Source organism: Bradyrhizobium sp., assembly GCF_022844465.1.
Classification (GTDB): domain Bacteria; phylum Pseudomonadota; class Alphaproteobacteria; order Rhizobiales; family Xanthobacteraceae; genus Bradyrhizobium.
This window is the reverse complement of the sequence record NZ_JALHLP010000001.1, coordinates 22,276-44,778: the sequence shown is the minus strand read 5'-3', so window position 1 is coordinate 44,778 and position 22,503 is coordinate 22,276. Positions and strand designations below refer to the sequence as shown.

Genomic DNA, 22,503 nt, shown 5'->3' with positions numbered 1-22,503 from the left:
CGCGTGCCGCTTCAAATGACGGGTATTTCGGATTTTGTCCAGTAAAGTCACAACTTTATCGTGGTGTGGTAAAGCCGCCGGCGGGGAAAGGCGGGGAATAAGGCCACGGTGCATCTTGGCAGGACGCCGATGAACGGCTAATCGACGGTCCCCGCCCGGAGGATGGAACCGATTTCTCTTCGTACGCCGCTGGCGCTTCTCCTGTCATCGCTCGGTATGATCGCGGCGCTTTGGTGGTGGCTGGCCACGCCGATTTCGCTGTCGCGCGCCCCGATTGATCCCGCCGCCAAGCTGCAATGTGTATCCTATGCGCCATTTCGCGGGGCGCAGACGCCGCTGGTTCCGACCACCCATATCAGCGCGGAGCAGATCGCCCAGGACCTGGCCCAGCTTGCCGCGATCACGGATTGCATACGGACCTATTCGACCGAGAACGGGCTCGACCAGGTTCCCGCCATTGCCGGCAAGGTCGGGCTGAAGGTGATCCAGGGCATCTGGCTGAGCAGCAACCGGCTGAAGAACCTGGCGCAGATTTCAATCGCGGCCGCCCTGAGCAAGGAGCATCCAGATGTCATCACTGCGCTGGTGGTCGGCAACGAGGTGCTGCTGCGCGGGGAAATGACGGCATCGGACCTCGCCGCCTATATCCGTTCGGTCAAGCCGCAGGTCACCGTCCCCGTCACCTATGCCGACGTCTGGGAATTCTGGCTGCGCAACCGCGAGGTCTATGAAGCCGTTGATTTCGTCACCATCCATATCCTTCCCTATTGGGAAGACATCCCGGTGCGCGCGAAATTTGCTGTCGGCCATGTCGACGATATTCGCAAGCGGATGGTGGTCGCGTTTCCGGGCAAGGAAATCCTGATTGGCGAAACCGGCTGGCCGAGCGCGGGGCGGATGCGCGAAGGCGCGTTGCCCTCGCGGGCCAACCAGGCGCGCGTGGTGTCCGAAATACTCGATCTGGCCAAGCGTGAGGGGTTTCGGGTCAACCTGATCGAGGCCTTCGACCAGCCGTGGAAACGCCAGCTCGAAGGCACCGTCGGCGGCTATTGGGGCTTGATCGATGCGACACAGCGCGCGGTGAAATATCCGCCGGGCCAACAGGTCAGCAACTACCCGCTCTGGAAACTGCAAATGGGAGGCGGGATGGCGCTCAGCGCCGTCGTCTTCCTGGTCGGCTGGCTGACGCTGCGACGCCGGCCATGGCAACCGCGGCTGGCGTCGTGGCTCGCGGTCGGAACGTCGGCGACGGTCGGCGGCATGCTTCTCGGCATCGCCGTCGACAAGATGTACTACGAAAGCTACGGGACCGGCGGATGGCTGCAATGGGGGCTGCTGTTGGCTGCGGCCATTGCCTCGCCGATGCTCTGCGCGAACGCGGCGATGTCGGGGCGGCCGCTGCCGACCTTCCTGGAGCTGCTGGGCCCGCGCGATGGCCGGACCGGGTCGGCGCTGACGGCGCTGCTGGGCGTGGTGCTGATCGTGACGACGCTGATTGCCGCCGCGACGGCGCTCGGCTTTGTGTTCGATCCGCGCTATCGCGATTTTCCGTTCGCTGCGCTGACCATGGCGGTGGTGCCATTTGCGGCGCTGATGCTGGTCAACCGTCCAAACGAGGGCGTGCGTCCGATCGCCGAGTCCGCCTTTGCCGGACTACTGGTGGCAACGGCACTCTACACCGGGTTCAACGAGGGCAACCAGAACTGGCAGTCGATGTGGACCTGCGTAATCTACCTGCTGCTGGCGATCACGCTGTTGCGGGCGCGGGCCGCGCAAATCCCAGGATAAGCAGCCCGATCGCGATCCCCGCCATGGCGACGTTGTAGAGCACGATGCCAAATCCGGCCGCGATCAGCCCGCCGGTCAACAGCACGATCGACGGTCGCATGACGTGGAGCACCGCAATCACGAGCGCGACGATCCCGAACACGGAATTCTTGAAAAGGTAGGTGGCAAGCGCGCGCGACTTGCACAGCAGGGTCTGCTGGCCGGCATCGCAGGCCAAAGCGACCGTCGACAACTCGATCGCGAGATAGCGCAAATAAAGCGCATAGCCGACGGTCACGAAACCAACCACGAGCAGAAATTGAACCTGATAGGGCGTGAGGCGGAACGGGGATTTTTTCATCGCGTGAATATGATCGGGATTGCGGTTCAGGACAAGTTGCCGATACCGGCTGTGCGGGTCAACAAGCGATCATAAACCCCGGTATTCCATCCACTCCCGCTAGTTCCTCTTGCCGAAGAGCGACACTGTTGCGGTGGGCGGTTCCGGCTTCTTCGCCGCCTCGTCGGCGATCGCCGCCCGCTTGGCCGCGCCACGCCCGCGCTGGGTGAGCCGCGGCGTCGCCGGCGGATCCTCCGACAGCCGCTGGCCGTCGAAAATCGCAGTTTCGCAGCCGCGCTTGTTCTCGGCCAGCACCGCGCAAATCCTGGCGGCGGCGCCCGCGTCGTTCAACGGACCCGCCACCAGCCGAAGCTGCATGCCAAGGCCGTTGGTGCCTTCCTTGACGACAATGATCGGGCGGAGCCCGGTCAACGGCGTGTTCGATTTCGATTTCAGCAGCCCACGCCAGAGCGCGCGCAGGCCGTTGACCGAATTGGCGCTGCCAAGGTCAACGCCGAATTCTGTTCGCTGCAGGGCGATCCTTGGCGAGCCGGCTTCGTCCGGGTCTGCGTCGCCTTCGGTCGGGGCCAGGGCCACGACCTCCGGGATCGGGCGCGCAACAACCGTAGCTAACGCCTTGCTCGGCTCGATCGATTGTCCGACCGCGGAATCGGTCGGGGCCAGGACCGATTGCGTTGCCAGCGGGGCAGGCGGGATCTTCGCGGTCTCTGCCTTCGCGACGGCAGACCTTACGGTATCTATCTTTGCCGGCTCGGCTCCAGCTGCTTCGGTTTTCGCGGCTTCCGGACGGGGTGGTTCGGGCCGGCTGGGTTCGGACTTGGCGGTATCCTTTGCGACCGGGGCCAGGCTCAGATCCATGGCGGTTGCGGTCAGTGGCTTGTCGGCGATCGCCGGCGCGGCGGGGGTGGCCGTGACCGCCGCCACCGCCGGGGCCGGTGTCGAAACCTGGCTGGACTGGGGTCCGGAATTCGCGGGAGAATTCTGTCGGGCAACGTTTCCGGTGACGGAGTCGAGCCCCTGTTCCAGGCTGGTGACACGAGAATACAGCCGATCCCGATCGCTGTTGAGCGTTTCAATGGCGGAAGCGAGCCGTCGCGCTTCGTTCTGGGCCTCCTTGGCCTCCAACTGAATTTGCTGGGTCTGCCGGGTCTGATCGATCGCGATCAGGGGATCGCGCTTGGCGCCGAACGACGACTGGTTGGCCATCACGGCCAGAATCACGGCGGTGGTCGCGCCGACGCCCCACGATCCGACGCGCCACAGGGTGCGGCGGTCGAATTCGTCTTCCTCGGCCAATAGACCGCTCATGACTCCACCGGCGTCATCCGTGTCGAGGCCGCTCGCGAGATGGTTTGGATTCTTGGCCAAGCGTCCTTGACCCCCTTCAGGCCACCCGAATCAGACCACAAACATTAACAGGAAATCCAAGCTTGCCTTAAATTCGGACCGTTCCGCGAGAGCGAATCGGTTTGATCTCCAGGGGAAAACTATTAAAGACGGCCGGCCGGGGCTCGCTGAAGGAAAAGAATGATCGACCGATCCAGCCTGACTGTGGTGCTTGCGGCGGGCGAGGGAACGCGGATGCGCTCCTCGCTGCCGAAAGTCATGCACCCCGTCGCCGGCCGGTCGCTGCTGGCCCATGTGCTGGCCGCTTCCCCGCAAGACGCCGGGGCGAGGCTGGCGGTCGTGGTCGGTCCGGACCACGAGGCGGTTGCCGACGAAGCCAGGCGCGTCCGCCCCGACGCCGCCACCTTCGTCCAGACCGAGCGCCTGGGCACGGCGCACGCGGTGCTGGCGGCCCGCGCCGCCATCGCGCGCGGGGCCGACGACTTGCTGGTCGCGTTCGGTGACACCCCGCTGATATCGGCAGCAACACTCGAGCGGCTGCGCGCTCCGCTGCAACAAGGGGCCGCGCTCGTCGTGCTGGGCTTCCAGGCCAACGACCCGACCGGCTATGGCCGGCTGCTGCTCGATGGCGGCCGCCTGGCGGCGATCCGCGAGCATGCCGACGCCAGCGACGAGGAGCGCCAGGTCACGCTATGCAATGCCGGCGTCATGGCCTTCGATGGCCACCGCGCGCTGGAGATCCTGGATCGGATCGGGAACACCAACAGCAAGGGCGAGTATTATCTCGTCGATGCCGTCGCTATTGTCAGGGACATGGGCTTGGAGGCCGTCGTGATCGAAACCAGCGAGGACGAAGTGCGCGGCATCAACACCAAGGCCCAGCTCGCGGAGGCCGAGCAGGTGATGCAGGCGAGGTTGCGCCAGGCGGCGCTCGATGCCGGCGTGACGCTGATTGCGCCCGATACGGTCTATCTCGCCGCCGATACCAAATTCGGCAACGACGTCACGATCGAGCCCTTTGTGGTGATCGGTCCCGGCGTCACGATCGCCGACGGCGCGGTGATCCGTTCGTTCTCGCACCTGGTGCAGGCCTCGATCGGCAAGAAGGCGTCGGTCGGGCCCTTTGCAAGGCTGCGGCCCGGCTCCTCGCTCGGCGACGGCGTGAAGATCGGCAACTTCGTGGAAACCAAGGCCGTGACGCTCGGGACCGGCGTCAAGATCAACCATCTCTCCTATGTCGGCGACGCCGATGTCGGCGCCAATGCCAATCTCGGCGCGGGCACCATCATCTGCAACTATGACGGTTTCGCCAAGCACAAGACACTGATCGGCAAGGGCGCGTTCGTCGGCTCCAATTCCTCGCTGGTAGCCCCGGTCAAGATCGGCGAGGGCGCCTATATCGGTTCGGGCTCCGTCATCACCAGGGACGTGCCCGATGACGCGATGGCGGTGGAGCGCGGCGAGCAAACCACCCGCGAGGGCGGAGCCAAGCGCTACCGCGAGATGAAGACGAAGGCCAAGGCGACGCCGAAGGAGGGATAGGCGCAGGCCCGCGCTCGTCGCACGGACCTAGGCAGAAAATTTCGAAAACAACCCCATGCACAGTAGCCTAGTATCGCTGGAATCGATGCCTTAAGCGATCGCGTGCGACATTTTTGACACGACGGGCAAATGACGGTGGATGGGTTATTCCCCGAGTCCGTTGGTGATCCACGCGAGGGACCATGGGGCAGGCCGGCATACCCGCCAGGCAGCATGCCGCGGCTGCGCAAGCGCCCGGCCGTCAGATCGCCGGAAACCTAGCGCGCCAAAGTCTGTTCGACGTCTGCGGGAACCTGGCTGACATCAACATGTCGGATCGGAACGCGACGGAGCAGGGAGACGATCGTGAGGCCGAGGTCAAGATAGGTGTGCGGACGCAGCGCACGTGAGGAACCCTTCAGCTCCGCGTTCAGGCTCACGGGAACCTGGACATAGCTCAGGCCGAGCTGCAGCAGCGAGATCAACGCGCAGATCTGATAGCCATAGCCGTCGGCCTTGACGGTGACCTGTCGCAGCCATTTCACCGGATAGACGATCATGCTGTGGTAGTCGACCAACCAGAAGCCGAACAGGCAATTCAGAATAAACCGCAGCGAATGCGACTGAAATGCGCGGTTGAGTGACCGGTTCGACTGGTTGTCGCGGTAGGTGACCACGATGTTGGCGGACCCGGCCGCCCTGAACATCCTGGCGATGCCCTCGTCTTGAAAGGCATGATCGCCGGGGATCAGCGTGATCAAATCGAACCTTGCACGCTTGAGCGCAGTTTCAAAGGCAGCGCCAACACCTTGACGTTCCGAATGATGGATGACGTTGATCCTGGGATCATTGGCTGCGAAACGGTCCATGATCGATCCGGTCGCATCGGTGCTGCCGTCATCGACCAGGAAGATCTCGAAATCGTCAAGCAGATCGCGCGCGAGCGGCAGGATACCGCGTACGGTGTCAGCGATGCTGTCCTCTTCATTGAGGGCCGGAACGACGATGGTGAGTCTTTTGTCCGGCTTGGGAGTTGACACCATGCCCTGTTCCTGCAGCGCGAGAGTCGGTGTCGAAGCTCTACGTCATTGCAGTGGACTAGACAAGACCGCGCCGACGCGTGTCCAAAGCTAAGAGAGGACACGTACTTGAAATCCAAGCGTTTTCCTGTCGGTGCTCAGTCAGGAAAATCGTACAGGCCGCTGTCGCCGATCGCAAACATCCGGCGCAGACGCGCGATGCGGGCAGCGAGCCTTTCACCGGCCGCGGTCGCCGCAAATGTGGAGCCGATTTGCTCGACGAGACCGGATTCGATCAGGATCTGGATCCGCCCTCGAAAAATTTCGGGGACTTGATGCCCCACGATGTATGGCAGCGGAACCGCGCGGTCGGGGTGGCCGGCGACAGCGAGCAAGACTTCCAGAGAGACCGATTTATAAACGGCGCCAAACACAAAGACGTAACTCATCACGCCAAAGCTGAAGATGGAAGCGGCACTCCAGTACTGGAATTGTGGCACGTAGATGATGCCGAGTGCCACGCTCGCCAGATGCGAAAGGATGGCTGCGATCGCGAGGATCGCCACCGGGGACGTTCCCCGCGCCGCCGATTGCATGACGCGGGCCAGGACTGAGAATACGGCCACGCCCGCGATCCCCACAACAAACGACATCATCTAGCGCAGCCCCGTCGCGAGCCGCACCAGCCTGGCGAGGCGGGCGATCGCCATGCCGCTGGATGTCGCGGCAATGGTGTCGCCTGTGACGGCAACCATTCCCGACCCGAGCAGCAGCTTCAGCCGGTTGCGGGCAAACTTGCCGATATCTCCGCCCTGCGTGTAGGCGGCGGCCCATTGCTCCTCGGTGAGAGGCCGCCCGGCCTGTGCGAGCGTGGTCAGCAGCGTCAGCGTAAATCCCCAGGCCAGCAAGCCCCAGAACACATAGACCAGCAGCATGGCCGTCGCCAGAAGCAGGATGCCGCCGGCAACGTCGTCGATGCGGCGTTCGCCAGGCAAGACGGCGCACGCGATCGCAAAAAGCGCCGCTGCTGTGGCGCAGCCGATTCGAAAACGGCTGCCGGCGCCGCGAATGCCGGGGATGCGCGCGTAACAGAGCAGCAGCAGCGGTAGCGCGATGCCAAGGCAGATCGCGGCCGTTTGCGCCGGCCCGGGTAAGAAGTTCATTGCTGGAGTCACCAAGCCGACCATGACGCTTAATGCGCCCTCCGGAAACCTCCGTCTATATGAGCTTGCGTTTTTCTGGTCAATCATCCTGGGGCAGAGTGTCGGCGGCATTGCTCCGGCTTGTTGGGCGTGACAGTTTCCACTCCGTCAAGGAGCAAGAATGATTTCTCTCAGCGGCCCCGAAACGCCCTCTTCGATTCGCGCTATCGTCATTCTTCTGGTCCTGCTGCTGGCCGCCCATGCACCGATGATGCTGAACGATGCGCTGTTCATGGACGACTGGCTCGTCCTGATGCCGCGTCCGGACTACGCGGTTGATATCGACTTCCTGTTGAACGGCGCGGGTCATCCGGTTTTCTTCAGCTACTACTATCTCGCCAATCTGACGGGCGAGCCGATCCTGGTGATGAAGGTACTGGCGTTGACGGGCATCTGTGCCGGAGCCGTCTGCCTGATGCGATCGGCGACGCGACTCCGGCTGCTGACCCTGTCCGAGGCGACAGGATTTGCGCTGATCGTCTGGACTTATCCCGGCTATCAGCTTTGGGCGGGCAAGGCGAATGCTCTCTACGTCTTCAGTTTCGGCCTGCTGTTCGTCGGCGGATGGATATTGATGCTCGCCTTCGCCGCATCCGGCGCACGACATGTCCTGCTTCGTATCGCAGCCCTGATGCTGTTTCTTTTGAGCTTCGCGCTCAATTCGACGATGGTGCTGTACGCCTTCATGATGGCAGGAGTCTTCATTGCGACATGGCGCAGCAACACCGGGCACCGCCCGATCCCGCGCGCGCTGCGGTCCGTGTGGCAGTACGGAGCCAAGTATCCTGACCTGATCGTGCTTCCACTGGTTTACTGGGGCGCCCTCAATATCTGGTTTCCACGGGTGGGCGTCTATACCGGCCACTACAACGCCCATCTTCCAGCGCTTGCGGAGTTGATGGACGGTTGGCGAAGCTTCTTTCTGGCCGGCTACAGGGATGTTCTGACAAGCGCCGCGCGGGCGGCGGCTGCCAACACGCTAGCGTTGGCCGTGGCGGCCGTCTTGATCACGGTCGGCTTCTTTCTGATTGGTCCGATACGGAGGCAAACCAGTAGGCCGGCAAAGTCAGCAGCGCTGCCGCTGTTGCTTTGCGTCGGCGTTTTCCTGGCGTTGTCGCTGCCCTATCTCGTCGCCGGTCTTCAGGCGTCGAATCATTTCTACGAAAGCAGGCACCTGCTGATGTTCGGAGTACCGTCGGCGCTGAGCCTTCTCTGGCTCAAGCGGCAGGCGCAGATGTGGGTTGACGAGCACGCGGCTTTCGCTGTCGTTTTCGGGCTGGCATCGATCCTGTCGATGGCGACGTTGTGGGACGGGTATGTTTTCTTGCAGGCGAGGGCGCTGAAGCAGGAAGCGTTCACCCGCGGCCTCGCTGCCATGGCGAAGCCGGCGGCAACGGTCTTCAGTGTCAACGACGGCTTCGTCAGTTTCCCGTCACGCCATGCGACGTTCGGCATTCCGGAAGTGTCGGGAATGCTCCGGCTCGCCTGGGGCAATCGAGCCTATCTGGGATTCAGTCAGCAGGCGGAGCGGCCCAGCATCCTGCAGGAAATGAAAGGGGCTCAAACGGCCGACGGCAGCGCATTTCGCCATATCGATCCCACCGGTCCGCAGGCGACCATCTTGTTCCAGCCGGGGCCGGCAGCGGCGTCGAACCTGTCCCTGGTGCGACGCTATTACGGGTGCCGGCTGCTGGCTCGCTGCGATGTCTCGGCATTTCTGGGGCAACTCGCGCTGCTGACGGTCGAGGAGGGACCGATCGCCGGAATAACGCAACTCGATCGCGCGAAATAATCAACCAAGGTTTCGGGATTCAACTACGTCAATGGATGCTTGCTTCCTTCTGCCAGCCGCCTCCAGATCATCTCTGCCAGCGCAATATCGACGGCGGAATCCTCGCCGGACGCCCGGGGCTTGGCGTGGTTCACGATATCGGAGACGAAGGCTTCGGCCTGACGCCGAAAGGCCCAGCTGGACTCATGCGGCAAATGCGAGATGCGTCCACTGTCATCGACCGTGACCCGCGCTTCCTCTTCGGCAAAGGGTGGCGGCAATTCTAGCGTCACGCTCCCTCGTTCGAAACTGAGCGACAGTCCCTCCCGCCAGACGCCGGCGGCCTCGTTGCCGAGTTCAAAGGAGCAGGTGACGCCGTCGAAATCCAGGATGAAGGTCCCCAGACCGTCAGGCCCGACATTGCTTGTCAGAACCGAGGGCGAGGCGCCGAACATGTAGCGCGCCAGATTGATGATATGACTGAAGACATTCAGGAAATTATCATAGCCCGGCCGCAGTGCGACCGACATCCAGTCCGGCCCATCCGGCCAAAGCTCGATGCCGTCGGGACGCGCTTCAGGGGTCATCACGAAATTGTCGCGGCTGCCGCCGGTGTCGCCTGCGAAGCACCAGGCCCGCGCGCTCACCGCGCGACCAAATGAGCCGGTCGCGCGAAGCTGCCGCAAGAGCGCTACGGCGCGCGCCACGCCGGCGTCATGACGTTTCATGTAGCCGACGCTGTAAATCAGATTTCGTTTTTTCGCGGCGTCCACCAGCATCCTGGCTTGCGCGGTGGTATAGGCCATCGGCTTCTCCGACAGCACGTGGCGGCCGCTGTCGAGGGCGTCCAGCACAATTGGCCCGGTGGCGCGGCGACGCGTGACGACGACCACGCCTGACACGTCGAGGTCCTCCAGCAGCTCCCGGTGGGTGCGGTAAACCCTGGAGACGCCGAACTTCGCGGCAGCGGCGGCGGCCAACTCGGGACGCAGGTCGGCTATGGCGACGACCCGGCAGGCGGGATTGGAAACGAAGTTGGCGAGGTGGCACATCTGGCCGACCATGCCCATGCCGACGATGGCGATCCCGGGCGTCAACTCTCCGCTCGCACAGGTTCGGGGCGTTTTCGCAGGACGAGAAAATGCGCCGGCAGTCCCCAGCAATTGATGAAGGCTGCATCGGTCCGAGTGAGGGCCGTCAGGCCGGCGGTATCGCGCGCTCGGATCGCGCTGAATACCCGGAAGAAACTATCGAGCGTCGCGCTGAAAGTTTCGATCTCGGCCTCGTCGTCGGCAAGAATGGCGGTGGCCGCGACTGTCTTCCGCAGAGATTCCAGGCCGGAAATGACGCGTGTCAGGCCGTCGCCGAATGGATCGTCAATCAACGCATCCATGTCGAAAATCAGGCGTTCGATCGCGGAGGATATTGAATCCACTTCTTCGGCCTGACCGACCAGATAAAGCTTGCATCCCCCGAGAAAGCTCAACCGGCTGCGCCGGAGATGGCGGAGCGTGCGGCGCAACTTCTCGTCGGACGGAAGAACCTTCTTGTGCCAATAGAGGTCGAGCGTATCGTTATAGGAAGGCCACGCCGCGTGGGAATCGAAGCCGAACCGATCTGCTGCCTGGCACAGTTCTGTGGCATCGATGAAGTAACGGTGGCGGACAAAGGGGTTTTCCAGCACGTCCATCACCCATGACCCGAAGCTGCGGGTATGTGGAATGCTTTCCCACTTCGATTCAAACAGGAGTGTTGCCGCTTCAAGTGGAGGCCGACCCGTCAGCGCCTTGCCAGCCGCGTGAATTGCCTTCAGCGCGAGCTCGAAAAAGCCGCCATAGCGCTCGTAATAGGACACGACAGCATGGCCATCGGCGTTGAGCAACTGGCGAAAGACGCGCAGCCACTTTTCCGAGGGTTGAATAGTATAGATGAATCCCTCGGCATCGACGACGTCGAAGCGACGGTCGCTGCGAAACCCTTCCACATCGGCCAAGGTCAACTCGCGCAGGCGGTCCGAGAGACAGAATCGCGCGAAGTAGCTCTGAATCTTGGAGTGCGCTTGCTGGTTGGGCTCCGCCAGCGTCATCCCGGCCCCCCAGCGCGCAAACACCATGGCGTTCTCGCCGGAATCGGGACCGAACTCCAGCACCTCGGCATCGCGAAACAGCCGCGGCGGCAGCATCAGCTTGCCTGAAAACAGCTCCCGTCGCTGGGCGGCGTAGGCATCGAGTTCGGCCGGTGACTTGAAGTTCCCGAACGTCGGTAGAACGTCCTGGCGCTCGTAGTACTGAAAAAGCTTGTCGTCAGCCATTCCGATGACCTGATGTCGCCTCAAGCTGATCAAGCTCGCGCCAGATATCGGATGGCGCAAAAATCGAAACAATGTGTAGCGGTCGCTTCAGGCTTTCGCGCAGGCGGGCACTCACCTGGGCTTCATTCTCCTGATTCACCGCAAGCAAACAGACGAGCGGCGCGGACTTGCCGCGGAGTTCCTCCGGCGGCTTGATCGGGATGCGGGTGCCCGGCAAGAACAGGCCCTGACGTTCCTTCTGGTCATCAATCGAAAGCTCGATCAGTTCAGCCAACTCGTGCGCGTTGGTGAAGGTGCAGGCGCGGCAACCTGCGCCGTAAATCGCGATCTGCATACCGTTGTCGCGCAACCGCTCAAGTGCAGGTCGAAGGCGCGCACCGTACTCCCTGGCACGCTGTCCAAATCGCTCGCCGACTCCTGTGGATGCTAACGGTGCCGACACCTCCGTTGCTGCGCGGCGAGCCGCGACGGCGAGGGTGCCGCCGCTGAAATTGTACTTCTTCACGGAAACCGCCTCGAAGCCGTGACGCGCGAGTAGCGCGAGCAGGGTTGGCTCGGTGAAGTAGCTGACGTGCTCCTCCCAGAGGACAGAGAGGTCTCCGACCGCAGAGCCGGGGGCAAAGTCCGGCACGTCGATGAACAGCAGGCCATCGTCACGCAAGGCCAGCTTGACGCACTCAAAGAAGTTCTCGAAATCGACGATGTGCTCGAGTACCTGGCGCGCGATCACGAGATCGAACTGTCCGTTATGCCGGACAGCGTCGCGGCACAAAGTCGGGCTCACCATGTCCGAATAGACATGGATGCCGCGCTCGCGCGCAATTTTTCCCGAGACCGGATTGGGTTCGACGCCGACCAGAACCTTCGCGCCACGCTCGCGAAGTTTGTCCATGAAGAGCCCGTCGTTACAACCGATCTCGAACACCGAATGATGCTTGGTGAACTGCGCGATGGTATCGAGTTCGTCGGCCTGATGCGGCTCCGGCTTCCAGCTGCTGAAGTTGTAGTTGAACTGGCGGTAGAGAATATTGGGATCGATCGGCTTCGCGATCTGTGGAAGGCCGCAACTAGTACAGGCCAGCACTTCGAAGGGAAAACGTTCCTCTTCTTCGTCCTTCCTGTGCAAAAGGCGGTGCGCAATGGGCATGTCGCGAAGATCTATGACCATCCGTAGATCGGTCGAATGGCAAAGACGGCAATGTTCGGGCACGGCTTGGACTCGCTTCAGGAACGGGGTCGGAAGAAAGGCCGACCCGAGCGCATTAGAAGAACGACGCAAGAATGTAGTCGAGGGTACATTGTCATATTCAGTGCCACAATTGATAAGTTTCAGTCCTTGGCTTTGCTTTCGTCGCAATTCGGCGACGGAATCGCCAGCAGCCAGAGTAAGGCTTGTGCGCCTCCGCGGCCGCATGGAGGCTTATACTCGGCCCTCACCAGCGGCAAGGACTGATCACCCGTGAGCTTCAAGAGTTCACCGCGGCCTCCGGTAGCGGATGGCGATCTATCCAGCACCGCTCGAAGCAATTCGACCATGCCAATTTCAGCAAGCGGGGGAATGCCGGGCGCTGCGCGGTAGAGCCACGTCTCGCGTTGTGCCGGGCAGGAAAAACCGTCGAGATACGAAATGGGACAGCGGCCGCGCGGAACAATATCGGGATTGGTAAAGTCGCCGCAGTTATCGGTGTAAATGAAAGAGCGCTCGCGCGTCTCGTCTCGCAACATCTCTTGGGCGACATTCATGTCGCTCGCGCCGAGGCAGCGGTGCCGGTAGAAAAGAGGCTTGCTTTCAGCAAATCGCAGCATGACAAGTTTGGGTTCGGAACCCGCGAGCAGTGCTGCCCGCGACTGGCGCTGAAGGTCGGTGGTGACGAGGCCATCATACAGCAGCCACTTTGCGTCGTGGGCCATCGACAGCGCAAACAGAACGAGGGCGCCGCCGGCGACCGCCGCACGTACCCGCACAGTCGGGACGCATTGAATGGCAGTCGCCAGAAGCAGCAGAATGCCGAACTGCGAAGGAAACAGCAATCTCGATTCGCCACGCGTGACGTCGCCGTAGATGCCGGCCAGCGCATAGGGAAGGGCGCCAATCACGGCGATGGCCGCCCCAAGCGCCAGCAGGACAAGCGCGTTGCCGACCGATTTGCGGGTTTCCAGCAATCGTTTGGTCTGAAACAAACCTGTCCCGAACAGGCCGAAAACTGCCGTCGCCATGGCCATCAGTAGCAGCGCGATCGCTTGGCCCGAGAACGCGAAAGCATATTGGTAGGCAAAGGACACGGCGCGAGGAAACGCGCGGAGATGACTTGCCAGCGTAGATACGATGACATTGATGTCGGCGATGGGCGCATATTGACCGGCGTAGTGGGCGCTCTTTCCCATGATGGTGAGGCGCAGCGCAATAACAGCCAGTATCACCAGCCCAAACGGAAAAAGCCTCGCAGCCCAAGCCGTCCATCTCTCCCCCGTGCGCCAGGCCAGCAGCAGGCGGAGCGGTTCGAGGGCGACCAATGTTTCCAAGGAAAGCGAGAAGAAGAGGCAGGCCGGCGCGATCCATCTCAGCAGACGCGCTCGCGCGTTCATCAGCACGAGCGATAGTAAGTAAAAAACCAGGAAGAAATCATAGACGGCGTTGAGCGTCAGGCGGATCACATAGAACGGGCTGACCAGGAAAAGCGCGGTGGAAAGCGCCGCGATCGGCCGGGTATGCGGCGACAGGCTCAGGGCGCGGTAGAGCAGTGCGCCGTTGACGACATGGCACGCCAGTCCCCCGATGCGCGCGGCGAGTTCCGGCATGTTCGGCAAAAGCGCAACAGACAGCCACATCGGAACGGTGTAGCCGCCATGGGCGGCCTCCCACATCACGCGGGCGAGGCCTGCCGTACCCTCGGTCCAATAGACGTAGTAAACGCTCCAGTCGTCGCCGAATATCTGGCGAGCGAACAAGGCCGGAGCGCTGGCGAGAACGGCGAGGGCTCCAGCAACCCAGACATAGGCGATTCCCGACCGCGCCGATGAATTGGCGTTCTGCGTGTGTGAGGCTTCCGTGATGTCCGTCGATCGTGCCACATCGATCATGGGCGACGATCTCGCCGCCCGTCCGTCTTGAGAGCGGCCGCGAGCGCCCCCACCCGTTCGATATAGCCCTTCACCCCGGCCTCATCGCTGCCGTCAGGCGCCCAGTCCGGAAAGGCCGTGCGGGCGGGATCGAACGGGCCGGCGGTGGTCTCGTGAAACACCAGCCACTCGGAGGTGATCAGGATGGTGTGAAACACCTCGTCGGGCATCCGGTAATAGCAGAGCTTGCCGGCGCCGTAGGGCGCCATGTCGAGCACGTCGCGGATCCGACCGTCGTCCTCGAATATCACGACGCGCGCGGTGCCCTCGATCAGATGAAACGACTCCGGTTTGCCGAAATGCTTGTGCGGGCGCACATAGGCGTCCCGATGATGCACGATCAGCATTTCGTGCAGGCCGGCGGAGGGATCGGGGTGGGTGCAGAGCCGGCTGCGCCGGCGCGGATTTTGGGCGGCGATCCGCTTCAATTCCGCGATGGTGGCGTCATCGGCGGTGACGATCGCCGCGTCCGAGTAGTAGACCTCGGCGTTCTGGGCGCGCAGCAGCGGCCGTCGCCGCATGCCGGCCGGTTCATTCGAAAAAGATGAAGCCATGGTCGCCCGTGTATCCGCATTTGTCGTAGATCCACGCCCAGGTCTCGGGACTGTGGAAGCTGAGGCAGGTCAGTTGCCAGTAAAGCAGGTTGGCCTTTTCGCGTTCGTTCCGGAACGATTCCACCATCAGGTATTTTGAAGCGCCGCGACCGACCCGTTCGATTTCCGCGACCGCGCGGAACACCTCTTCGAGCGGAAGGTTGTGCAGCACCCCCAGCGAGACCACGAGATCGAAGCTGTGATCGGGATAGGGCAAGTCGGTCGCGTTGCCCACCTTCAGGAACGGCCGGACCTCCGGCTTGGCGTTGTCGATGCCGTATTGCGAAATGTCGATGCCGGCGACGCGCAGATCAGGAACGATCTGGGTAAACTCATAGAGCAAATAGCCCTTGCCGCATCCGACGTCGAGCACGCTCATGCCGGCCTTGATGCCGTAGCGATCCACCAGGGTCTCGGCCAGCGGCCGCCACCTGCCGTCATATTGATAGCCGCCATAGCCATAGCGCCGCTCGCCGTCCCAGTAGTCGCGGCCCCACTGGCGCGCCACGGCGGCGGACTCCGCCTTGTCATGCTCGACCACGCGCTGGACGTAGTTTCGCCTGGTGGAGGCATGCATCGACTGGACGAGGTTGATCTCGGTCATAACAGCTGATCCGCCCGCGGCGCCGTCATCACAGGATGGTCGCGTATTTGTTGACGAGCAGGATGTCCTCGACCGCCTGGATGTCGGCTTGCGATGCGATCGCGATCTCCTCCACGGCGGCATGCAGGTCGCAGCCCTGGCGCAGCACACGATCGTAGATCGCCCGACGCCGGCTCTCGTCCGGCGGCAGCATGAAGATGCTGTAGCAGATGATGCCCTTCAACCCCGGCAGTTCGTCGAGGATGTCCTCTAGGATCATGTAGCTGCCGGGCATCGTGTGCTCGGCGGCGCTCAGGAGATAGTGCAGGTTCTTCCGGCGCGCATAGTCGCGGATGACGATGTTCTGCACATGCTGCGGCGTCCGGCTGCCGTTCAGCGGCCGGGCGCCGATATAGCCGCGATGGCCTGCTCGTTCAGCCATTGAAGCCACCCGGCAGCTTGTATTGCATTCCGATCCGCGTCGCCGGGCGCAGCGAGATCGGCTCGAAAAACTCGCCGAAACGCTTGTCGGCATAAGGCGACATGACGCTCTTGAACCGGCAGTTCATGCTCCAGCGGGTTCCGGCTTCCTCGTTGACGCGATTGCCGTGCATCAGGGTCTGGTTGAAGACCATGACATGGCCGTAGGGGATATCCATCCAGACCAGATGCGGCTTGATGGTCCTGTACAGCTCTTCGGCGCTGCGCAGACTGGCCATGCGATCCTGCATTTCGCCGTTCACCGAGGGCGGCAGCAGGTACATCGATTTGGTGCGGAAGACGTCGACCAGCGGCACCCAGACCACCACCTCAAACGGGGAATCGCCGGACCAGACATCGGAGTGCGTGGCCAGCAGCGAGCTGTCGTCGGCGGGCAACTGGATGCTGAGGTTGATCCGCCGCTGCATGCAGAGTTCATTGCCGACGATGGTCTCGATGGCTGAGCGGGCCAGACGGAAATAGGCGGGGCGGAGCCAGGGCTCGGCATTGAGCCCCGTGATCACGTGCATCCGCAGCCCGTTGAGGTCTTCCGGTTTCACCCTGGTGTGAATGCTATCAAGGAAGCCATGGGGGTCGTTGGAATGCGGCAGGCGCAGATAGTCGGCCGCAAGTTCCGCGGCGCGGCGCTGAATGCGGTCGAGCCCGGCGCGATCATCGGCCGGAGTGGTGACAAAGCCTTCGTTGACGAAGCGGTCAGCCAGGTCCTGTTCGGCCGGCTGCAGAAAAGCCGTCTCGGTCATGCAAAAAACTCCCGCACGCTGGCGCAGATATAGCTGATGTCGGCGGCCGACAGGAACTGGTTCACGGGCAAGGTCAGGATGCTCCTGGACTGGCGCTCGGTCACGGGGAAGGCCCCGAGGCGGTGACCGAGATGCGCTGCCGCCGGCTGCAGATGGATCGGCACCGGATAGTGGATCGCCGTCTCGATCCCTTTGCCGGCCAGGTATTTCTGTAACGCGTCGCGGCGATCGGTTTGGACGACAAAGGTGTGGAAGGTGTTGAACTCGATGTCGCGGCAGGGCGGGACGAAAAGCGGCAACCCCGCCAGCGAGGCGCGGTATTGCGCGACGTTGCGCCGCCGGCGTTCGATCACCGACGGAAGATGGCGCAGGCGAATGCGCAACACCTCGGCCTGCAGCGTATCCAGTCGCGACACCATCCCCCATTCCTGGACGTCGCTGCGGCTGACCAGTCCGTGGTTGCGGAGGCGCCGGATCCGGGCCGCGAGCCCGGCGTCATCAGTGACGACGAATCCGGCGTCGCCGGCAGCGTTCAGATTCTTCAGCGGATGCGCCGAGAAGCAACCGAACGTCCCGATGGTTCCGCTCATCCGTCCGTCGTAGGTGGAGCCCACCGCCTGGGCGCTGTCCTCGATGATTGCGAGGGAATGCTTTCGCGCGATCGCCATCAGCGGGTTCATGTCAGCCATTCGCCCGGTCAGATGTACCGGCATGATCGCCCTGGTCCGTGGCGTGACGGCGGCTTCGACCGCAGCCGGATCCACATTCTGGTCCGGCAGCACATCGGCAAAGACCGGCGTGGCGCCGACCGCAATCACGGCGGCCGTCGACGCCACGAAGGAGTTCGGCGGCGTGATCACCTCGTCGCCCGGGCCGATATCGAGGACCCTCATGGCGAGGATCAGCGCATCGGTGCCGGAATTGAGGGTGACCACATGCGCCGAGCCGAGATAGGCGGAGAGCTCGGCCTCGAGCTTGCCGACCGCCTCGCCGCCGATGAAATCGCCGCGCCGGAACACGCCCTCGACGGCCTGCATGATCTCGGCGCGCTCTTCCTCGAACTGCGCGGGAAGATCGACGTAGCCGATGCGCCTGAGGGCCGTGTCAGCGTCCATGGTAGAATTTCCGAACGGTGTCGAGCACCCGGTCCTGCTGCCGGCGCGTCAGATGCTGATCCACGGGGAAGCTGATCACTTCCCTCGCGTGACGGTCCGTGACGGGAAAGCGACCGGGCGCATAGCCGAGATGCTTCAGTCCCTCCTGCTGGTACAACGGGATCGGGTAATGAATCTTGGCCTCGACGCCATTGTCCAGGCAGTATTGGTGGAGCTCGTCGCGCCGCTCGGCAAACACCATGTAGAGGTGGTAGACGTGCCGGACACTCGTGCGACGCGGCGGAATGCGCAAGGCGCGCAGGTCGGCAAGTCCGGCGTCGTAATAGGCGGCGTTCTCGATCCGCCGCCGGGTGATTTCGGCGGTGTGACCCACCAGCCAGTTGCCGACCACGGCCTGGACGGAATCGAGGCGGGAATTGCATCCGAGGATCGCGATCTCGTCGCGGTTCTTCATGCCGTGATTGCGGATAAGCCGTAGCCGTTCGTTCATGGCGTCGTCATTGGTGACGATCACCCCGGCATCGCCCCAGACGTTGAGGTTTTTCAGCGGATGCAGCGAGAAGCCGGCGGCGATGCCGTAGGTGCCGGAGCGTTTTCCGGCAAATTCGGACAGGATTCCCTGGCAGGCGTCTTCGACCACCGGAATGCCATGGCGTTCGGCAATCGCCATCAGCCTGACCATGTCGACGACGTCGCCGGTCAGTTGCACCGGCATGATCGCCTTGGTCTTCTTCGTGATGGCGGCCTCGAGCTGATCGACGTTCATGCAAAAGGAGTCGTCGCAGTCGACCAGCACCGGCGTCGCGCCGGTTTCGGCGATCGCGCCGACGGTCGCGATGAAGGTGTTGGCGGCGGTGATGACTTCGTCGCCGTGGGTGATGCCGAGGGCCTTCAGCGGCAGCTTCAGGGCGTCGGTGCCGGAGCCGACCCCGATGGCGTGCCGGGTCCCGATCAGTTCTGCAAACCGCCGCTCGAACTCGGCAACCGGCTTGCCCAGGGTGAAATCACCGGTCGCCACCAGCCGGCCGATTTCGGCCAAGATCGGGGCCGGGTCGGCGAACTGCTCGAGCAGGTAGGAATATCGGACGTCGTACATGTCGCTCACGTTGAATGAAGTTGAGGGGAGGGTGCGGCCGGCGCGGCAAGGGAACGCTCGATGGCCGCGGCGATCGAGTTTGGCGCCAGCCCGTGTTTTTTCAGGAGGCTGTCCTGCGAACCGTAATTGTGCATGAAGCGGTCGGGCAGCGACAGCCGCAGCATGGCGGGCAGGTCGGTCCTCCGGTTGTCGATCAGGGTCTCTATCACAGCACTGCCTAGGCCACCCGACGGCACATGTTCTTCCAGCGTTACCACCAGCCGGGTGTCGCGGGTTGCCTGGAGCAGCGTTTCGACATCCAGCGGCTTGACCGTATGCATGTGCAGGATGCCGGCGCGGACGCCCTGCGCCGCCAACAGGTCGGCGGCGTCGAGGGCGCGCTGGAGCATGATGCCGGTGGTCACCATCAGGACGTCGCCGGGTGGCCGCATCAGGATCGCCCGGCCGATCTCAAAGCCGTGCGCCGGATTGGAGACGATGGGGTCGCCGCCCTTCGCCAGGCGGATGTAGATCGGCCCCGGCCAATCCAGCGTCCGCTCCATCAGCCGCGCCGCCTCGTCGGCGTCAGCCGGGCATACCACGGTCATGTTCGGCAACGCCCGCATGATCGCGATATCCTCGATCGCCTGATGTGTGGGCCCGAGCGGCGCATAAACCAGGCCCCCGCCGTTGGCGATCAGCCGCACGGGCAGATTGTGCAGGCAGAGGTCAACCGCCACCTGCTCGTAGCAGCGGCGGGTGAGGAAGGTGGCGATGGTGTTGACATAGGGCACGTAGCCTTCCATCGCGAGGCCGGCCGACATGCCGATGATGTGGGCCTCCGAGATGCCTTCGATCAAATGCCGCCGCGGAAATTCCTTGCTCATCGCCCGCAGCGTGCCGGCCCCCGGGTCGGAGCCGATATAGAGCACCCGCTCGTCGCGCGCTGCCAGCTTGTGGACCATGTTCATGGCGGTGTTGCGCATGGGAACCCGATCAAAAATCGCCGACGGCAACGCGAATGGATTCGAGTTCGCTGTCCGTCAACTTGTTCTTGTGATGCCAATCGGCGTTGGACTCTGCCGCCGGCAGACCTTTGCCCTTGATGGTGTGGCAGATGATCGCCGTCGGTTTGCCGGGAACCGGCGGTACCTTGGTCAACGTGTCGCGCAACTGGCCGACGTCATGTCCGTTCAACTCCTCGACGGCAAAGCCGAAGCTGCGCCATTTGTCCGCCAGCGGCTCCAGCGGCAAGACGTAGTCGGTAGGACCATAACTCTGCAATTTGTTGTAGTCGATCAGCGCGACGAGATTGTCGAGGCCGTGCTTGGACGCGCTCATCGCAGCTTCCCATACCGAGCCCTCGTTGATCTCGCCATCGCCGAGCAACACGAACGTCCGATAGGCGCGGTCGCGCATGCGCGCCGCCAGCGCAAGACCGACGCCGATGGAGAGCCCGTGCCCGAGCGCGCCGGTCGAGGCCTCGACGCCCGGAACCATCCCGAATTCGGGATGTCCGCCCAGAATGCTGTCGGCGCCGCAAAAGCCGTCGAGTTCGGACAGCGGAAAGAAGCCGCGATCGGCGAGCAGGACATAGAGCGCGAGACAGCCGTGCCCCTTGCTGAGGATCGCGCGGTCGCGCGCGGGGTCCCTGGGGTTCTTCGGATCGATCCGCAGCACGTTGTCATAGAGCACGCGGACCATTTCGATCAGCGACAGGGCCGGACCGACATGGCCGCGCCCGGCCGAACGCACGGTGCGCAGCACGAGGCGGCGCAAATAGAGGCTGCGCTCATCCAGCTTGCAGGTGAGGGCGGCTTCCGCGTGAGGTGAGATCTGAATCACGTTGACAAATCGTTTGATGGAGCCGGCGGGCTTTGTCGAGCTGACCCGCGAGGCGGGCCGCCAAATCGCCGCCTTGCGCAGACAAAATGCGCATCGAACGGCTTTCCGGCAAATAGTCATTCAGGATAATCAGGCACCAGATCATCCCGAACACAGGATACAGTACGTCGCGACGGACCGCAAACGAAGGGTCGTGGATAGAAAATTCGGTTGAAAGATGTTCAATCAGCCGAATCGCGCTGGCTTCGGAAAAGTTGCTGCCTGGATGGATGGCGGTGTCAGATATCAGCTTGACCGGGTCGTCCCAGCCAAAGTATTCGAAGTCAATGAATTTCAGCCGGCCATCTGGGCTGCGCAAGGCATTGTGCAGGCCAAAGTCGGATGGGCTCAGCGCACGATGCGCAACCGAAAGGACCGCGGCCGGGTCCCAGCCCAGATCCGCAAAGCGCTCTTCAACTCGCCGCACCACGGTAGCGCAACTCGGAACCAGATCACGATCCAGGAACTCGCGCAAGTCCGGACACTCACCGGCCGAGCCTTGCAACCTGTTCAGTCGCGCCTGACATTGCGCCACGGCCTGGTTTGCAGAAAAAATGCTGGCTGACGCGTTGCGCAAGTTCATGGCGCCTGCGGCTTGACGAAGTCGCTGGAGTCCGACCAGGAACTCCGCCAGTTGATCGACGTCATCGGCCTGCGGCCGCAACGCAGCCGCCTCGCCATCGAGCCACTGGTACAGGGCGCAGTTGCTGTGGACATCCCGAGCGATCGGCCGCGGCGTGGACGCGATGCCGTGGTGGGCCAGGAAAGACAGCGCCTCATACTCCTGCCCGAGGCGATCGCGGCCATCGATCGATGGCGATCGATAATACTTCAGGGCCAGGCGATCACCGCCGGCCATCTCCAGCTGAAATACCCGATTGTTTCCACCGGGATGGGCGGGATGAACTGCCCGCACCGGTTGTCCGGACAGTCGGTGTCCGGTCGCCATCGCATCCTGCGGACTGACTTCAGCCTCGTTCACCGGCGGAATACCTCGCGCTGAATTTCGGCCCAACTGGCGATCGATTTAAAGGGGCCCGGAACCGGGTTTCCGGACCCGGCAAACAGAATGGCCCTGACATGGCGCGGGAAATGGGGTTGGGCGAAAACATCGACGAGATCGTCGATGAACACATCGAGGTCGAGGCTCGCGAGCCGTTCGACCTTGGCCGGCTGCGTATCTTCAAAAAAGACGTTGTTGTGGCTCAGCGCCGAATGCTCAGTCCCGATTAGTCCGGCCGTGCGCAGCCAATCAAGCGCCGCACCTCGAAGATCGGTGCGATCAGGGTCCTGGTGACCGAAACGAGTCTTGTGGCTGACGATGCAAACGCTGGAATTATTCTGCCGGCATGCAGCCAGAAAGTCCGTCACACCGGGAAATACTTCCGCGTTAGCAATGCCCTTGCCGTAGGCCCAGCCCTGCAGGCCCTGCCACGCGCGTTCACCGTCCGGCTTCGATCGAAGATATTCCCGGACATCGGTCTTCGACCCTGTCCATCCGGGTGGTACCAGTCCGCGTTGCAGCGCCGCGGCGGCAAACACCTTGTCGTAGCAGATAATGGTGTTGTCGAAATCGATTCCGATCCGCACGCG

22 protein-coding genes are annotated in these 22,503 nt (G+C 62.8%); 3 read left to right on the top strand and 19 right to left on the bottom strand.

All coding sequences use genetic code 11. The features are described 5' to 3' along the window. The first annotated feature begins 162 nt into the window (after nucleotides 1–162). The gene (locus Q0D31_RS00200; RefSeq protein WP_291842066.1) at nucleotides 163–1,788 is read left to right on the top strand and encodes a beta-(1-6) glucans synthase; all 1,626 of its coding nucleotides are present in this window, start codon (nucleotides 163–165) and stop codon (nucleotides 1,786–1,788) included. Here the strand turns inward: Q0D31_RS00200 and Q0D31_RS00195 are convergent. Together Q0D31_RS00195 and Q0D31_RS00190 are read right to left on the bottom strand one after the other, a co-directional pair. Beyond that, complete coding sequence (locus Q0D31_RS00195; protein WP_291842064.1) at nucleotides 1,748–2,128, bottom strand: hypothetical protein; 381 nt, start codon at nucleotides 2,126–2,128, stop codon at nucleotides 1,748–1,750. The genes Q0D31_RS00200 and Q0D31_RS00195 overlap by 41 nt on opposite strands. Before the next feature lie 99 nt (nucleotides 2,129–2,227). Continuing rightward, complete coding sequence (locus Q0D31_RS00190) at nucleotides 2,228–3,436, bottom strand: hypothetical protein (RefSeq protein WP_291842063.1); 1,209 nt, start codon at nucleotides 3,434–3,436, stop codon at nucleotides 2,228–2,230. 219 nt (nucleotides 3,437–3,655) lie between these two features. Between Q0D31_RS00190 and glmU the strand changes: the two genes are divergently transcribed. Next, nucleotides 3,656–5,017: a bifunctional UDP-N-acetylglucosamine diphosphorylase/glucosamine-1-phosphate N-acetyltransferase GlmU gene (gene glmU, locus Q0D31_RS00185; RefSeq protein ID WP_291842060.1), complete on the top strand. Its 1,362-nt coding sequence runs from the start codon at nucleotides 3,656–3,658 to the stop codon at nucleotides 5,015–5,017. 257 nt (nucleotides 5,018–5,274) lie between these two features. On the opposite strand, the gene Q0D31_RS00180 is transcribed toward glmU, so the two are convergent. The 3 genes from Q0D31_RS00180 to Q0D31_RS00170 all read right to left on the bottom strand — a co-directional run bounded on the left by Q0D31_RS00180 (nucleotide 5,275) and on the right by Q0D31_RS00170 (nucleotide 7,178). Next, nucleotides 5,275–6,039: a glycosyltransferase family 2 protein gene (locus Q0D31_RS00180; protein ID WP_291842058.1), complete on the bottom strand. Its 765-nt coding sequence runs from the start codon at nucleotides 6,037–6,039 to the stop codon at nucleotides 5,275–5,277. 134 nt (nucleotides 6,040–6,173) lie between these two features. Further along, on the bottom strand, nucleotides 6,174–6,671 hold the full coding sequence (locus Q0D31_RS00175; protein ID WP_291842056.1) for a hypothetical protein: 498 nt from the start codon (nucleotides 6,669–6,671) through the stop codon (nucleotides 6,174–6,176). Next, nucleotides 6,672–7,178, bottom strand: coding sequence for a hypothetical protein (locus Q0D31_RS00170; protein WP_291842053.1), 507 nt, complete (start codon nucleotides 7,176–7,178; stop codon nucleotides 6,672–6,674). A gap of 160 nt (nucleotides 7,179–7,338) precedes the next feature. On the opposite strand from Q0D31_RS00170, the gene Q0D31_RS00165 reads away from it, so the two are divergent. After that, a complete protein-coding gene (locus Q0D31_RS00165) occupies nucleotides 7,339–9,009 on the top strand; it encodes a hypothetical protein (RefSeq protein ID WP_291842051.1) in 1,671 nt (556 codons plus the stop codon). Nucleotides 9,010–9,032: 23 nt separating this feature from the next. On the opposite strand, the gene Q0D31_RS00160 is transcribed toward Q0D31_RS00165, so the two are convergent. The 14 genes from Q0D31_RS00160 to Q0D31_RS00095 form a co-directional block, all read right to left on the bottom strand. Further along, a complete protein-coding gene (locus Q0D31_RS00160; protein ID WP_291842048.1) occupies nucleotides 9,033–10,085 on the bottom strand; it encodes a Gfo/Idh/MocA family oxidoreductase in 1,053 nt (350 codons plus the stop codon). Further along, a complete protein-coding gene (locus tag Q0D31_RS00155) occupies nucleotides 10,082–11,299 on the bottom strand; it encodes a class I SAM-dependent methyltransferase (RefSeq protein WP_291842047.1) in 1,218 nt (405 codons plus the stop codon). Before Q0D31_RS00155 ends, Q0D31_RS00160 begins: the two co-directional genes overlap by 4 nt. Beyond that, on the bottom strand, nucleotides 11,292–12,509 hold the full coding sequence (locus tag Q0D31_RS00150; RefSeq protein ID WP_291842046.1) for a class I SAM-dependent methyltransferase: 1,218 nt from the start codon (nucleotides 12,507–12,509) through the stop codon (nucleotides 11,292–11,294). The genes Q0D31_RS00155 and Q0D31_RS00150 overlap by 8 nt, the downstream gene beginning before the upstream one ends. A gap of 119 nt (nucleotides 12,510–12,628) precedes the next feature. Beyond that, nucleotides 12,629–14,380: a hypothetical protein gene (locus Q0D31_RS00145; RefSeq protein WP_291842045.1), complete on the bottom strand. Its 1,752-nt coding sequence runs from the start codon at nucleotides 14,378–14,380 to the stop codon at nucleotides 12,629–12,631. After that, a complete protein-coding gene (locus Q0D31_RS00140) occupies nucleotides 14,377–14,973 on the bottom strand; it encodes a WbuC family cupin fold metalloprotein (RefSeq protein WP_291842044.1) in 597 nt (198 codons plus the stop codon). The genes Q0D31_RS00145 and Q0D31_RS00140 overlap by 4 nt, the downstream gene beginning before the upstream one ends. Beyond that, the gene (locus tag Q0D31_RS00135) at nucleotides 14,951–15,616 is read right to left on the bottom strand and encodes a class I SAM-dependent methyltransferase (RefSeq protein ID WP_291842043.1); all 666 of its coding nucleotides are present in this window, start codon (nucleotides 15,614–15,616) and stop codon (nucleotides 14,951–14,953) included. Before Q0D31_RS00135 ends, Q0D31_RS00140 begins: the two co-directional genes overlap by 23 nt. Nucleotides 15,617–15,644: 28 nt before the next feature. Then, nucleotides 15,645–16,037 carry an LIC12192 family sporadic carbohydrate cluster protein gene (locus tag Q0D31_RS00130; protein WP_291842042.1) on the bottom strand — a complete coding sequence of 131 codons (393 nt, stop codon included), beginning with the start codon at nucleotides 16,035–16,037 and terminating at the stop codon, nucleotides 15,645–15,647. Continuing rightward, nucleotides 16,030–16,836 (bottom strand): sporadic carbohydrate cluster 2OG-Fe(II) oxygenase, encoded by an 807-nt coding sequence (locus Q0D31_RS00125; protein ID WP_291842041.1) that lies wholly within the window; start codon nucleotides 16,834–16,836, stop codon nucleotides 16,030–16,032. The genes Q0D31_RS00130 and Q0D31_RS00125 overlap by 8 nt, the downstream gene beginning before the upstream one ends. Further along, a complete protein-coding gene (locus Q0D31_RS00120) occupies nucleotides 16,833–17,951 on the bottom strand; it encodes a DegT/DnrJ/EryC1/StrS family aminotransferase (RefSeq protein WP_291842039.1) in 1,119 nt (372 codons plus the stop codon). Before Q0D31_RS00120 ends, Q0D31_RS00125 begins: the two co-directional genes overlap by 4 nt. Then, nucleotides 17,941–19,047, bottom strand: coding sequence for a DegT/DnrJ/EryC1/StrS family aminotransferase (locus tag Q0D31_RS00115; protein ID WP_291842038.1), 1,107 nt, complete (start codon nucleotides 19,045–19,047; stop codon nucleotides 17,941–17,943). The genes Q0D31_RS00120 and Q0D31_RS00115 overlap by 11 nt, the downstream gene beginning before the upstream one ends. Before the next feature lie 5 nt (nucleotides 19,048–19,052). Beyond that, nucleotides 19,053–20,012 (bottom strand): transketolase C-terminal domain-containing protein, encoded by a 960-nt coding sequence (locus Q0D31_RS00110; protein WP_291842037.1) that lies wholly within the window; start codon nucleotides 20,010–20,012, stop codon nucleotides 19,053–19,055. A gap of 10 nt (nucleotides 20,013–20,022) precedes the next feature. Further along, complete coding sequence (locus Q0D31_RS00105; RefSeq protein ID WP_291842036.1) at nucleotides 20,023–20,871, bottom strand: transketolase; 849 nt, start codon at nucleotides 20,869–20,871, stop codon at nucleotides 20,023–20,025. Next, nucleotides 20,819–21,892, bottom strand: a complete 1,074-nt coding sequence (locus tag Q0D31_RS00100; protein WP_291842034.1) for an aminoglycoside phosphotransferase family protein — start codon at nucleotides 21,890–21,892, stop codon at nucleotides 20,819–20,821. Before Q0D31_RS00100 ends, Q0D31_RS00105 begins: the two co-directional genes overlap by 53 nt. Then, complete coding sequence (locus tag Q0D31_RS00095; protein ID WP_291842032.1) at nucleotides 21,889–22,500, bottom strand: hypothetical protein; 612 nt, start codon at nucleotides 22,498–22,500, stop codon at nucleotides 21,889–21,891. The genes Q0D31_RS00100 and Q0D31_RS00095 overlap by 4 nt, the downstream gene beginning before the upstream one ends. Between the last annotated feature and the right edge of the window lie 3 nt (nucleotides 22,501–22,503).